This window comes from Citrobacter freundii complex sp. 2025EL-00176 (assembly GCF_053309355.1).
Genome location: NZ_JBRYHT010000008.1, coordinates 128501 through 143164, shown reverse-complemented (window position 1 = coordinate 143164; position 14664 = coordinate 128501). Strand labels below are relative to the sequence as shown.

10 protein-coding genes are annotated in these 14664 nt (G+C 54.3%); 9 read left to right on the top strand and 1 reads right to left on the bottom strand.

Annotated elements, in window-relative coordinates:
* Positions 1-73 precede the first annotated feature (73 nt).
* The 6 genes from asd to glgP all read left to right on the top strand — a co-directional run bounded on the left by asd (position 74) and on the right by glgP (position 10823).
* On the top strand, positions 74-1180 hold the full coding sequence (asd, locus tag ACVXHP_RS16415; protein ID WP_003023482.1) for an aspartate-semialdehyde dehydrogenase: 1107 nt from the start codon (positions 74-76) through the stop codon (positions 1178-1180).
* Positions 1181-1453: 273 nt separating this feature from the next.
* Entirely contained in the window at positions 1454-3637 is a 2184-nt protein-coding gene (glgB, locus tag ACVXHP_RS16410) for a 1,4-alpha-glucan branching enzyme (protein WP_200008730.1), read from the top strand.
* A complete protein-coding gene (gene glgX, locus ACVXHP_RS16405) occupies positions 3637-5613 on the top strand; it encodes a glycogen debranching protein GlgX (protein ID WP_200008729.1) in 1977 nt (658 codons plus the stop codon). The genes glgB and glgX overlap by 1 nt, the downstream gene beginning before the upstream one ends.
* Before the next feature lie 14 nt (positions 5614-5627).
* On the top strand, positions 5628-6923 hold the full coding sequence (gene glgC, locus ACVXHP_RS16400) for a glucose-1-phosphate adenylyltransferase (protein ID WP_006687433.1): 1296 nt from the start codon (positions 5628-5630) through the stop codon (positions 6921-6923).
* Positions 6923-8356 (top strand): glycogen synthase GlgA, encoded by a 1434-nt coding sequence (gene glgA, locus ACVXHP_RS16395; RefSeq protein WP_006687432.1) that lies wholly within the window; start codon positions 6923-6925, stop codon positions 8354-8356. Before glgC ends, glgA begins: the two co-directional genes overlap by 1 nt.
* A 19-nt stretch (positions 8357-8375) precedes the next feature.
* Positions 8376-10823, top strand: coding sequence for a glycogen phosphorylase (gene glgP, locus ACVXHP_RS16390; RefSeq protein WP_262798519.1), 2448 nt, complete (start codon positions 8376-8378; stop codon positions 10821-10823).
* Between the two features lie 91 nt (positions 10824-10914).
* Here glgP and glpD read toward each other — a convergent pair whose 3' ends face one another.
* On the bottom strand, positions 10915-12423 hold the full coding sequence (glpD, locus tag ACVXHP_RS16385) for a glycerol-3-phosphate dehydrogenase (RefSeq protein WP_200008727.1): 1509 nt from the start codon (positions 12421-12423) through the stop codon (positions 10915-10917).
* A 202-nt stretch (positions 12424-12625) separates the two neighbouring features.
* Between glpD and glpE the strand changes: the two genes are divergently transcribed.
* The 3 genes from glpE (at position 12626) to ACVXHP_RS16370 (ending at position 14632) form a co-directional block, all read left to right on the top strand.
* Positions 12626-12952: a thiosulfate sulfurtransferase GlpE gene (glpE, locus tag ACVXHP_RS16380; RefSeq protein ID WP_079225874.1), complete on the top strand. Its 327-nt coding sequence runs from the start codon at positions 12626-12628 to the stop codon at positions 12950-12952.
* A gap of 75 nt (positions 12953-13027) precedes the next feature.
* Entirely contained in the window at positions 13028-13858 is an 831-nt protein-coding gene (gene glpG, locus ACVXHP_RS16375) for a rhomboid family intramembrane serine protease GlpG (RefSeq protein WP_061380989.1), read from the top strand.
* Positions 13859-13873: 15 nt separating this feature from the next.
* Positions 13874-14632 carry a DeoR/GlpR family transcriptional regulator gene (locus ACVXHP_RS16370; RefSeq protein ID WP_003023499.1) on the top strand — a complete coding sequence of 253 codons (759 nt, stop codon included), beginning with the start codon at positions 13874-13876 and terminating at the stop codon, positions 14630-14632.
* Positions 14633-14664 lie beyond the last annotated feature (32 nt).

Sequence of the window (14664 nt, the reverse complement as noted above, 5' to 3'; positions counted from 1 at the left end):
TTGTATGGTGAAGGATATGCCACCAGGACACTGGCATACATACACAGCACACATCTCTGCAGGAAAAAACGCTATGAAAAATGTTGGTTTTATCGGCTGGCGCGGTATGGTCGGCTCTGTTCTCATGCAACGCATGGTTGAGGAGCGTGACTTCGACGCCATTCGCCCTGTTTTCTTTTCTACTTCCCAGCTCGGGCAGGCGGCACCGACGTTCGGTGGAACCGCGACCGGCACGCTTCAGGACGCTTTTGATCTGGACGCGCTGAAGGCGCTCGATATCATCGTGACCTGTCAGGGCGGCGATTATACCAACGAAATCTATCCAAAGCTTCGTGAAAGCGGTTGGCAGGGTTACTGGATTGACGCGGCCTCTTCGCTGCGTATGAAAGACGATGCCATCATCATTCTCGATCCGGTTAACCAGGATGTCATTACTGACGGTCTGAATAAAGGTATTAAAACTTTTGTCGGCGGTAACTGTACCGTTAGCCTGATGCTGATGTCCCTCGGCGGCCTGTTTGCCAATGACCTGGTCGACTGGGTTTCCGTGGCGACCTATCAGGCGGCTTCCGGCGGCGGTGCGCGCCACATGCGTGAACTGCTGTCGCAGATGGGCCATCTGTATGGCCATGTGGCCGATGAACTGGCGACCCCTTCTTCTGCTATTCTCGATATCGAACGTAAAGTGACGACCCTGTCCCGCAGCGGTGAACTGCCGGTTGATAACTTTGGCGTACCGCTGGCCGGGAGCCTGATTCCGTGGATCGACAAACAGCTCGATAACGGCCAGAGCCGTGAAGAGTGGAAGGGACAGGCGGAAACCAACAAAATTCTCAACACCTCTTCTGTGATCCCGGTCGATGGCCTGTGTGTGCGCGTCGGCGCGCTGCGCTGCCACAGCCAGGCGTTCACCATTAAACTGAAAAAAGATGTGTCTATTCCGACCGTGGAAGAACTGCTGGCGGCGCACAACCCGTGGGCCAAAGTGGTGCCAAACGATCGGGAGATCACCATGCGTGAGTTAACCCCGGCGGCCGTTACCGGCACGCTGACCACGCCAGTAGGCCGTCTGCGTAAACTGAATATGGGACCAGAGTTCCTGTCAGCCTTTACCGTAGGCGATCAGTTGCTGTGGGGGGCTGCGGAGCCATTGCGCCGTATGCTGCGCCAGTTGGCGTAATAATTTGTTAACGATCAAGGGGTGAGGAATCACCCCTTTTTTTGCGTAATACAGGAGTAAGCGCAGATGTTTCATTTTTTACCAGGAGTAAGATAAAGCATTGGCTATTCTTTAAGGGTGACTTAGTACCGGAGGTATTAAGTTGTTGCCTGAAGGTGGGACGACGCAGAGAGGATGCACAATTGTGCTGCGCCGTTCAGGTCAAAAAAAGTGTCACTACCTGATGTCGAAAATCAGTTGGAAGGCGTGACACCATAAAACAGGATGACAACCATGTCCGTTCGTATCGATAGAGACGTGATTAATGCGCTAATTGCAGGCCATTTTGCGGATCCTTTTTCCGTACTCGGTATGCATCAAACTGACGCGGGACTTGAAGTCCGCGCCTTACTTCCAGACGCCACAGAAGTGTGGGTGATCGAACCCAAAACCGGACGCAAAGTCGGCAAGCTGGACTGCCTCGACTCTCGCGGTTTTTTCTGTGCTGTACTTCCCCGCCGTAAAAATTTCTTTCGTTATCAGTTAGCCGTTGTCTGGCATGGGCAACAGAATCTGATCGATGATCCTTATCGTTTTGGTCCGCTAATCCAGGATATGGATGCCTGGCTGTTATCTGAAGGTACGCACCTGCGTCCTTACGAAACGCTGGGCGCGCATGCGGATACCATGGATGGCGTAACCGGTACGCGTTTCTCAGTCTGGGCGCCCAACGCCCAACGTGTTTCGGTGGTCGGGCAGTTCAACTACTGGGATGGCCGTCGCCATCCGATGCGTCTGCGCAAAGAGAGCGGTATCTGGGAGCTGTTTATCCCCGGCGCACAGCAGGGTCAGCTGTATAAGTACGAGATGATCGATGCTAACGGTAAGCTGCGCATTAAAGCTGACCCTTACGCCTTCGAAGCGCAGATGCGCCCGGAAACCGCGTCGCTTATCTGCGGCCTGCCCGAAAAAGTGGTGCAAAGCGAGGAGCGCAAAAAAGCCAACCAGTTTGATGCGCCGATCTCTATCTACGAGGTGCACCTGGGTTCATGGCGTCGTCATACTGATAACAACTTCTGGCTGAGCTACCGCGAACTGGCGGATCAACTGATTCCTTACGCCAAGTGGATGGGCTTTACTCATCTCGAGCTGTTGCCGATTAACGAGCATCCGTTCGACGGCAGTTGGGGCTACCAGCCTACCGGCATGTATGCGCCGACCCGTCGTTTCGGGACGCGTGATGATTTCCGCTATTTTGTGAATGCCGCGCATCAGGCGGGGCTGAACGTCATTCTGGACTGGGTGCCGGGCCATTTCCCGTCAGATGATTTTGGTCTGGCAGAGTTTGATGGCACCAGGTTGTATGAGCACAGTGACCCACGTGAAGGGTATCACCAGGACTGGAATACGCTGATCTACAACTACGGCCGCCGTGAGGTCAGCAACTATCTGGTGGGTAACGCCCTGTACTGGATTGAACGTTTTGGTATTGACGCGCTGCGCGTGGATGCCGTGGCGTCGATGATTTATCGCGACTACAGCCGGAAAGAAGGGGAATGGGTCCCGAATGAATTTGGTGGTCGTGAAAACCTCGAAGCGATTGAATTTTTACGCAATACCAACCGTATTCTTGGCGAACAGGTGCCCGGTGCCGTGAGCATGGCGGAAGAGTCAACCGACTTTGCCGGCGTATCAAGACCGCAGGACATGGGCGGTTTAGGATTCTGGTATAAGTGGAACCTCGGCTGGATGCACGACACGCTGGACTACATGAAACTGGATCCGGTTTATCGCCAGCATCACCACGACAAGCTGACCTTCGGCATGCTGTACAACTACACCGAAAACTTTGTTCTGCCGCTGTCGCACGATGAAGTGGTGCACGGTAAAAAATCCATTCTCGACCGCATGCCGGGAGACGCATGGCAGAAGTTTGCCAACCTGCGCGCCTACTACGGCTGGATGTGGGCCTTCCCGGGTAAGAAACTGCTGTTTATGGGCAACGAGTTCGCTCAGGGACGTGAATGGAATCACGACGTCAGTCTGGACTGGCACTTACTGGAAGGCGGCGATAACTGGCACCACGGGGTGCAACGTCTGGTGCGTGACCTGAACCATACCTATCGCCATCACAAGGCACTGCACGAGCTCGACTTTGACGGCTATGGTTTTGAATGGCTGGTGGTTGACGATAAAGAACGTTCGGTGCTGATTTTTGTTCGTCGTGACAAGGCCGGAAATGAAATTATCGTTATCAGCAATTTTACGCCAGTACCTCGCCATGGCTATCGCTTCGGTATCAATCAGCCGGGCAAATGGCGTGAAATCCTCAATACCGATTCGATGCATTATCACGGTAGCAATACCGGCAACGGCGGCGCGGTGCATAGCGATGAAATCGCCAGTCATGGCCGCCAGCACTCACTGAGCCTGACGTTGCCGCCGTTGGCGACCATCTGGCTGGTTCGGGAGGGGTAATGGCGCATCTGGCAACCGGCAACGCCACCCCGCATGGTGCAACGTATGACGGCCATGGCGTCAATTTCACGCTTTTCTCGGTCCATGCCGAACGCGTTGAATTATGCGTATTCGATGAGCAAGGCTGTGAGCTGCGCTATGACCTGCCGGGGCGTAGCGGCGATGTCTGGCACGGTTATCTGGCCAACGCCCGTCCGGGCCTGCGCTATGGCTACCGCGTACATGGTCCGTGGCAACCAGAGCAGGGCCACCGGTTTAATCCGGCGAAACTGCTGCTCGATCCTTATGCGCGTCGGGTGGATGGCGAGTTAAAAGATAACCCGCTGCTGCACGGCGGGCTAAATGAACCGGATCATCATGATAATGCCGCCATCGCGCTGAAGGGCGTGGTGGTGTCTGACCATTATGACTGGGAAGATGATGCCGCGCCGCGCACGCCGTGGGGCAATACCGTGATTTACGAAGCGCATGTCAAAGGACTGACGTATTTGCATCCTGACCTGCCGGAAGAACTTCGCGGGACCTACAAAGCGCTGGGGCATCCGGTGATGATCGACTATTTCAAGCGCCTTGGCATTACTGCGCTTGAGTTGCTACCGGTGGCGCATTTCGCCAGCGAACCGCGTCTGCAGCGGCTGGGCTTGACGAACTACTGGGGCTACAACCCGGTCGCTATGTTCGCGCTGCATCCGGCTTACGCCTGCTCGCCGGAGAGCGCGTTGGATGAGTTCCGTGATGCGGTAAAAGCGCTACACAAAGCGGGGATTGAGGTCATTCTCGACATCGTTTTGAACCACAGCGCCGAGCTGGATCTCGAAGGCCCCGTCTTCTCGCTGCGCGGAATTGATAACCGTAGCTATTATTGGATCAGGGATGATGGCGATTACTACAACTGGACCGGTTGTGGGAACACCCTCAATCTGAGCCATCCCGGCGTTGTGGAGTACGCGTGTGAATGCCTGCGTTACTGGGTTGAAACTTGCCACGTGGATGGTTTTCGTTTTGATTTAGCGTCCGTTATGGGGCGTACGCCTACGTTTCGTCAGGATGCGCCGTTGTTCACTGCAATCCAAAATTGTCCGCTGCTCTCACGCGTCAAACTGATTGCGGAACCGTGGGATATCGGTGAAGGCGGGTATCAGGTGGGGAACTTTCCTCCGCCGTTTGCCGAGTGGAATGACCATTTTCGCGATGCGACGCGACGTTTCTGGCTCCAGCGTAATCTCTCTTTGGGAGAATTCGCCGGGCGTTTTGCCGCCTCCAGCGACGTGTTTAAACGCAATGGCCGCAAACCCAGCGCTACGGTCAATCTGGTGACCGCGCACGATGGTTTTACCCTACGGGACTGTGTGTGCTTCACAAATAAGCACAATGAAGCGAATGGTGAGGAAAATCGCGACGGCACTAGCAATAACTACAGTGATAATCATGGTAAAGAAGGGTTAGGCGGCACGCTGGACCTGATTGAGCGGCGGCGCGACAGCATTCATGCGCTGTTGACCACGCTGTTGCTCTCACAGGGAACGCCGATGCTGCTGGCCGGTGACGAGCATGGTCATAGCCAGCATGGCAACAATAACGCTTACTGTCAGGATAACGCCCTGACCTGGCTGGACTGGCAGCAGGCAAACAGCGGGCTAACCACATTTACCGCCGCGTTGATTCATCTTCGTCAGCAAATTCCCGCATTAACAGGCGATTGCTGGTGGGAAGAGGGCGATGGCAATGTTCATTGGCTGAATAAGTACGCACAACCCTTAAGTGCGGATGAGTGGCAAAACGGCCCGAGGCAGATGCAAATCCTGCTTTCCGACCGTTTCCTGATTGCAATTAACGCCACGCTTGAGGTGACAGATATCGTTTTACCTGAAGGGGAGTGGCGAGCCATTCCCCCATTTGCCGGAGAGGACAATCCGGTGCTTACGGCTGTCTGGCAGGGACCTGCGCACGGACTGTGTGTGTTCCATAGAGGATAAAAAAGGAGTTAGTCATGGTGAGTTTAGAGAAGAACGATCGTGTTATGTTGGCGCGCCAGCTGCCATTAAAATCTGTTGCCCTGATCCTGGCCGGTGGCCGCGGTACCCGCCTGAAAGATTTGACCAACAAACGTGCCAAGCCGGCCGTGCACTTTGGCGGTAAATTCCGCATTATCGATTTTGCTTTATCCAACTGTATTAACTCCGGCATCCGCCGTATCGGCGTGATCACGCAATACCAGTCGCACACGCTGGTACAGCATATTCAGCGCGGCTGGTCGTTCTTTAGCGAAGAGATGAACGAGTTTGTCGACCTGCTGCCTGCCCAGCAGAGAATGCAGGGTGAAAACTGGTATCGCGGCACGGCGGATGCGGTAACCCAAAACCTGGACATCATTCGCCGCTATAAAGCGGAATATGTGGTGATCCTCGCAGGCGATCATATTTATAAGCAGGACTACTCGCGAATGCTGATCGACCACGTCGAGAAGGGCGCGCGTTGCACCGTGGCCTGTATGCCGGTGCCTATCGAAGAGGCCAGCGCGTTTGGCGTGATGGACGTGGACGACAGCGACAAAATTATCGAGTTTGTTGAAAAACCCGCTAACCCGCCAGCCATGCCGGGCGATCCGACCAAATCTCTTGCCAGTATGGGGATCTACGTTTTTAACGCCGACTACCTGTATGAATTGCTGGCGGAAGATGATCTTGATGAAAACTCCAGTCACGATTTTGGTAAAGACATCATCCCAAAAATCACTGAAGCTGGCATGGCGTATGCACATCCTTTCCCATTGTCCTGCGTACAGTCTGACCCGGAATCCGAGCCGTACTGGCGCGATGTGGGAACGCTGGAAGCTTACTGGAAGGCCAACCTCGATCTGGCCTCAGTGACGCCTGAACTGGATATGTACGACCAGGACTGGCCAATCCGTACGCATATGGAATCTCTGCCGCCGGCGAAATTTGTGCAGGACCGTTCCGGTAGCCATGGAATGACGCTGAACTCGCTGGTTTCCGGCGGCTGTATTATTTCTGGTTCGGTGGTGGTGCAGTCCGTTCTGTTCCCGCGAGTGCGGGTGAATTCATTCTGTAACATTGATTCGGCAGTGTTGTTGCCTGAAGTATGGGTAGGACGTTCATGCCGTTTACGTCGTTGTATCATTGACCGCGCCTGCGTTATCCCTGAAGGCATGGTGATTGGTGAAAATGCGGAAGAGGATGCACGTCGCTTCTACCGCTCCGAAGAAGGCATTGTGCTGGTCACGCGTGAAATGCTGCGCAAACTGCAGATCAAACAGGAGCGATAATGCAGGTTTTACACGTATGTTCAGAGATGTTCCCCCTGTTAAAAACCGGGGGGCTGGCGGATGTTCTTGGGGCGTTACCGGCCGCGCAAATTGCCGACGGTGTAGATGCCCGCGTGCTGCTCCCGGCGTTTCCGGATATCCGTCGCGGCATTCCTGATGCTCAGGTGGTGACGCGTCGCGATACCTTTGCAGGCAGAATTACGCTGCTGTTCGGGCATTACAACGGTGTCGGAATTTACCTCGTGGACGCGCCGCATCTCTATGACCGTCCGGGTAGTCCGTATCACGACACCAACCTGTTCGCTTATACCGATAACGTCCTGCGTTTTGCCTTGCTCGGCTGGGCCGGATGTGAAATGGCCTGCGGCCTTGACCCATTCTGGCGCCCGGATGTGGTGCATGCACACGACTGGCATGCCGGTCTGGCTCCGGCGTATCTGGCGGCGCGCGGCCATCCGGCGAAATCGGTGTTCACCGTCCACAACCTGGCGTATCAAGGCATGTTTTATGCAAAGCATATGGATGACATCCAATTGCCATGGTCGTTCTTTAATGTGCACGGGCTGGAGTTTAACGGGCAGATTTCGTTCCTGAAGGCCGGGTTGTACTACGCCGACCACATCACGGCGGTGAGTCCGACCTACGCGCGGGAGATTACCGAGCCGCAGTTTGCCTACGGCATGGAAGGTCTGTTGCAGCAGCGTCATCGGGAGGGGCGACTTTCCGGCGTGCTGAACGGCGTTGATGAAAAAATCTGGAGCCCGGAAACCGATCTGCTACTGGCCTCGCGCTATACGCGCGACACGCTGGAGGAGAAGGCGGAGAACAAACGCCAGTTACAAATTGCGATGGGACTTAAGGTTAACGATAAAGTGCCGCTGTTTGCTGTCGTGAGCCGTCTGACAAGTCAGAAAGGGCTGGATCTGGTGTTGGAGGCTCTGCCGGGTCTGTTAGAGCAGGGGGGGCAACTGGCGCTGCTTGGCGCGGGCGACCCAGTATTACAGGAAGGCTTCCTTGCCGCTGCGGCGGAACATCCAGGGCAGGTAGGGGTACAAATTGGTTACCACGAAGCCTTCTCGCACCGCATCATGGGCGGGGCAGACGTCATTCTGGTGCCTAGTCGCTTTGAACCGTGCGGCTTAACGCAGTTGTATGGACTGAAGTATGGCACGCTGCCGCTGGTGCGGCGTACCGGTGGGCTGGCGGATACGGTCTCTGACAGTTCGCTGGAAAACCTGGCGGACGGTATCGCCAGTGGGTTTGTCTTTGAAGACAGTAATGCCTGGTCGCTGCTACGCGCGATCCGGCGTGCTTTCGTATTGTGGTCCCGGCCTTCGCTTTGGCGGTTTGTACAACGCCAGGCCATGACCATGGATTTTAGCTGGCAAGTCGCGGCGAAGTCTTACCGCGAGCTTTACTACCGCTTGAAATAGATATCCAGGAATCACCTATATGAACGCTCCATTTACTTATGCATCGCCCACACTCAGCGTCGAGGCACTTAAGCATTCTATTGCCTACAAGCTGATGTTCACGATTGGTAAGGACCCGGTCATTGCCAATAAACATGAGTGGCTGAACGCCACATTATTCGCGGTGCGCGATCGTCTCGTGGAGCGCTGGCTGCGTTCTAACCGTGCGCAATTATCCCAGGAAACCCGCCAGGTTTATTATCTGTCAATGGAGTTTCTGATTGGGCGCACGCTTTCCAATGCGCTGTTATCGTTGGGGATTTACGACGATGTCAAAAATGCGCTGGAAGGTATGGGATTAGATCTGGAAGATCTGATCGACGAAGAGAATGACCCCGGTCTCGGTAACGGTGGCCTCGGACGCCTGGCGGCCTGCTTCCTCGACTCACTGGCAACGCTGGGTCTGCCGGGACGTGGCTACGGTATTCGTTATGACTATGGCATGTTTAAACAGAACATTGTCGATGGTCGACAAAAAGAGTCCCCGGACTATTGGCTGGAATACGGTAACCCGTGGGAATTCAAACGCCACAACACGCGCTACAAAGTGCGTTTTGGCGGCCGTGTGCAGATGGAAGGCAAGAAAACGCGTTGGATTGAGACCGAAGAGATCCTCGCGGTGGCCTACGACCAGATTATCCCCGGTTATGACACTGACGCCACCAACACGCTGCGCCTGTGGAATGCCCAGGCCAGTAGCGAAATCAACCTCGGTAAATTTAACCAGGGCGACTACTTTGCGGCGGTGGAGGATAAAAACCACTCCGAGAACGTCTCCCGCGTACTGTATCCAGATGACTCTACCTATTCGGGACGCGAGCTGCGGTTGCGTCAGGAGTATTTCCTCGTCTCCTCAACGGTGCAGGACATCCTGAACCGCCATTATCAACTGCATAAAACCTACGACAATCTGGCCGATAAAATCGCCATTCACCTTAACGACACCCACCCGGTGCTGTCGATCCCTGAGCTGATGCGCCTGCTGATCGATGAACACAAATTCAGTTGGGACGATGCGTTTGAGGTGTGCTGTCAGGTCTTCTCGTATACCAACCACACCTTGATGAGCGAAGCGCTGGAGACCTGGCCGGTGGATATGCTGGGCAAAATTCTGCCGCGCCATCTACAAATCATTTTTGAGATTAACGATTACTTCCTCAAGACGCTGCAGGAGCAGTATCCGAACGATACCGGTCTGCTGGGACGGACGTCGATTATCGATGAATCTAACGGTCGTCGTGTGCGTATGGCATGGCTGGCGGTCGTGGTGAGCCACAAGGTTAATGGTGTGTCTGAACTGCACTCCAACCTGATGGTGCAGTCGCTGTTTGCTGACTTTGCGAAGATTTTTCCGACGCGCTTTTGTAACGTGACCAACGGCGTGACGCCGCGTCGCTGGCTGGCGCTGGCAAACCCATCGCTTTCTGACGTACTGGATGAGAACATTGGCCGCACCTGGCGTACCGATCTCAGCCAGCTCAGCGAGCTTGAGCAGCACTGTGATTTCCCGTTAGTGAATCAGGCTGTGCGTCGTGCGAAGCTCGAGAACAAAAAGCGACTGGCAACGCTCATTGCCCAGCAGCTGAACGTGGTAGTGAACCCGAAATCGCTGTTTGATGTGCAGATTAAGCGTATTCACGAGTACAAACGTCAGCTAATGAATGTGCTGCATGTGATCACCCGCTACAACCGTATTAAGGCCGATCCGGACGCCGAGTGGGTGCCGCGCGTAAATATCTTCGCGGGGAAAGCGGCTTCAGCCTATTACATGGCGAAGCACATCATTCATTTGATCAACGATGTCGCGAAAGTGATCAACAACGATCCGCAGATTGGCGATAAATTGAAGGTGGTGTTTATCCCCAACTACAGCGTCAGTCTGGCGCAGGTGATTATTCCTGCCGCCGACCTGTCTGAGCAGATTTCGCTGGCCGGGACCGAAGCCTCCGGAACCAGTAATATGAAATTTGCGCTCAACGGCGCGCTGACTATCGGGACGCTGGATGGCGCCAACGTTGAGATGCTGGAGCATGTGGGAGCGGAGAATATCTTTATCTTTGGTAATACGGCGGAAGAGGTCGAGGCTTTACGTAGCCAGGGCTACAAGCCGCGTGAGTATTACGAGAAAGACGAAGAACTGCATCAGGTGCTGACGCAGATCGGCAGCGGCGTTTTCAGCCCTGAGGAGCCTGGACGCTATCGTGATCTGGTCGATTCACTGATCAACTTTGGCGATCATTATCAGGTGCTGGCGGATTATCGCAGCTATGTTGATTGCCAGGATAAGGTTGATGAACTGTATCGCCATCCGGAGGAGTGGACCACGAAGTCGATGATTAATATCGCCAACATGGGGTACTTCTCATCGGACAGAACGATCAAAGAGTATGCCGAAAACATCTGGCATATTGATTCGGTGCGGTTGTAACACACGAGGCCGGGGGCGCTTCGCTTGCCCGGCCTACGTTTATGCACTTTTGAAGGCCGGATAAGGCGTTAGCCGTCATCCGGCATTTTTATCAGGAGGCCAGCGACAACTGGTGCTTCTCGACATACTCCGTCAGCCACTGGGTCATGCGGGACTGCTGTTCTGCATTCAGCCACATGCCTTCTTTCGTACGACGCCACAGCGCATCTTCCGCGCGACGCACCCACTCGTGCTCAACCAGATACTTCAGCTCGGCCTCATAGAACTCATGGCCGAAGTCTTCGCCTAACTCGGCAATTGATGTGGCTTCGCCGATAATCCATTCAGTATTGCTGCCGTAGGTACGTGAATAATGGCGTGCCAGCGATTCGGTCAGGAACGGATAGCGACGGCGCAGTTTTGCTGCGTAATCTTCGCGATCGCCGCCAATATCACCGCCAGGCAGGATGCACTCTTTGGTCCATGCCGGGCCAATGCCCTGATAGTATGACGACAGTTTTTCCATCGCGTGCTCGGCCAGCTTACGGTAGGTCGTCAGCTTACCGCCAAACACCGACAACAGCGGCGCTTTGCCGTTTTCGTCGTGGATATCCAGTGTGTAATCACGGGTAATAGCCTGCGGCGAGTCGGACTCGTCATCACATAGCGGACGCACGCCCGAGTAGGTCCAGACGATATCGTCCCGGCCAAGCTGTTTCTTAAAGTGCGCGTTGTAGACCTTCAGCAGGTAATTGATTTCGCTCTCATCAATTTTCACCGCTTTCGGGTCGCCTTTGTATTCGACGTCAGTCGTCCCGATGATCGAGAATTCGTCCATCCATGGGATAACAAACACAATACGTTTATCTTCGTTTTGCAGAATATAAGCTTGTTTCTGGGTATGTACGCGCGGCACCACGATGTGGCTACCTTTAATCAGGCGAATACCGTACGGCGAAGGCAGATGCATGCCGTCGTCGAAGAACTCTTTCACCCACGGTCCGGTGGCGTTGACCAGACCACGCGCCTGCCAGGTGTGCTTTTTACCGGTATCGATATCTTCGGCTTCAACGATCCACAGACCGTTTTCACGACGAGCGGAGGTGGCGCGGGTGCGGGTTAATACTTCACCGCCTTTGCGTACGACCATTTGGGCGTTTGCCAAAACCAGACGCGCATCGTCTACCCAGCAGTCAGAATATTCGAAACCGCGCACAATCTCAGGTTTCATTACGGAATCCGCGCCAAAACGCAAACCGGTAGAGCTCGGCAAACTGGTGCGTTTGCCCAGATGATCGTACATAAACAAACCAATACGGATCATCCATGCCGGACGCAGGTGCGGGCGATGGGGCAGACGGAAGCGCATCGGGAAGGCGATATGCGGTGCCATTTTCAACAGCACTTCACGTTCTGCCAGCGCCTCGCTCACCAGGCGGAATTCGTAGTGTTCCAGGTAGCGCAGGCCACCGTGGATGAGTTTGGAGCTAGCGGAGGAGGTGGCGCAGGCTAAATCCTGCGCTTCCAGCATCAGCACGGATAAACCGCGTCCAGCGGCATCTGCCGCGATACCGGCACCGTTAATGCCTCCACCTATCACAATCAGATCTTTGGTTTCCATGCTGGCCTCTCGCACTTTCGTTATAGCTCATTAATGTTCGTTATCGAGCATAATAGCAAAGAATCGCGCCATTGGTAACATCGAATAAACAATTTACAGTGATACATATAACATTATGGCGTTTACCTGCTCAGGCAACGTACACTGAGAGGTAATATTGGTTACCTGCCAGAACATAAGTAGAACTTAACAAGAGAACGCCATGGATCAGTTTGAGTGTATTAATGTCGAAGAAGCCCATCAGAAACTACTGCATGGAATGGCGGTGCTGGTGGACATCCGCGATCCGCAAAGCTATGCGATGGGCCACGCGCCGCAGGCCTTTCATCTGACGAACGATACGTTGGGGGCGTTTATGCGTGACCATGATTTTGATACTGCCGTGATGGTGATGTGTTACCACGGCAACAGCAGCAAAGGCGCGGCGCAGTATCTTCTTCAGCAGGGCTATGACGCGGTTTACAGCGTTGACGGCGGCTTCGACGCCTGGCATCGACATTTTCCTGCAGAAGTGACATACGGTTCGTAAGCTAACAAAGATGCAGCCTGAAACGGACAGGATATATATACTGTCCTCTTTTGTGTGGAATAAGCGACAGCAATAATGTTGATGATTACCTCTTTTGCTAACCCCCGCGTGGCGCAGGCATTTGTTGATTATATGGCGACACAGGGCGTTATCCTGACGATTCAACAACATCAGCAAACGGATGTCTGGCTGGCGGATGAGTCCCAGGCCGAACGCGTGCGTGCTGAACTGGCGCGATTTCTGGATAACCCGGGCGATCCGCGTTACCTCGCGGCCAGCTGGCAGTCAGGTCATACCGACAGCGGTCTGCGCTATCAACGTTATCCGTTTCTGGCCACATTGCGCGAACGTGCCGGCCCGGTGACCTGGGCGGTAATGGCTGCGTGTGTGTTGGTGTTTATCGCGATGAATGTGCTGGGCGACCAGGCGGTAATGCTCTGGCTGGCCTGGCCGTTTGATCCTTCGCTGAAATTTGAGTTTTGGCGTTATTTCACCCACGCGTTTATGCATTTCTCGCTCATGCACATTTTGTTCAACCTGCTGTGGTGGTGGTATCTCGGCGGTGCGGTTGAAAAGCGCCTGGGCAGCGGAAAGCTGATTGTCATTACTGTGATCAGCGCCTTGCTGAGCGGTTATGTGCAGCAGAAATTTAGCGGCCCGTGGTTTGGCGGGTTGTCTGGCGTGGTATATGCGCTGATGGGCTACGTGTGGTTGCGCGGCGAGCGCGATCCGCAAAGCGGTATTTTCCTGCAGCGTGGTTTGATTATCTTTGCCTTGATCTGGATTGTTGCCGGCTGGTTTGATCTTTTCGGCATGTCGATGGCGAACGGCGCACATATCGCCGGGCTGGCCGTGGGTCTGGCAATGGCGTTTGCCGATACGCTTAATGTGCGAAAACGAACGTAATTTCAGGGAACAATAATGAAGCAAACACAACGACATGACGCGATCATTGAGCTGGTAAAAAAACAGGGGTACGTCAGTACCGAGGAGCTGGTGGAGCATTTCTCCGTCAGTCCGCAGACGATTCGCCGGGATCTGAATGACCTGGCCGATCAAAATATGATTTTGCGTCACCACGGCGGCGCGGCGTTGCCATCCAGCTCGGTCAATACCCCATGGCATGACCGTAAAGCGACGCAGACGGCAGAAAAAGAGCGCATTGCGCGCAAAGTTGCCACGCAGATCCCTAACGGTTCAACGCTGTTTATTGATATCGGCACCACGCCGGAAGCGGTGGCGCATGCGCTGCTTAATCACAGCAACTTACGCATTGTGACCAATAACCTCAATGTGGCGAACACGCTGATGGCGAAAGAGGATTTCCGCATTATTCTGGCCGGGGGCGAACTGCGTAGCCGTGACGGCGGCATTATGGGCGAAGCGACCCTCGACTTTATTTCCCAGTTCCGTCTGGACTTCGGCATCCTGGGGATCAGCGGCATCGACAGCGATGGCTCTCTGTTGGAATTTGATTATCACGAAGTGCGCACCAAACGCGCGATCATTGAGAACTCACGTCACGTTATGCTGGTGGTGGATCACTCGAAGTTCGGACGTAACGCGATGGTGAATATGGGCAGTATCAGCATGGTGGATGCGGTGTATACCGACACGCTACCGCCAGCCGGCGTGATGCAGGTTATTGCCGACCACCATATTCAGTTAGAGCTATGTTAAGTTAACTCCAGGCCTGATAAGCGTAGCGCATC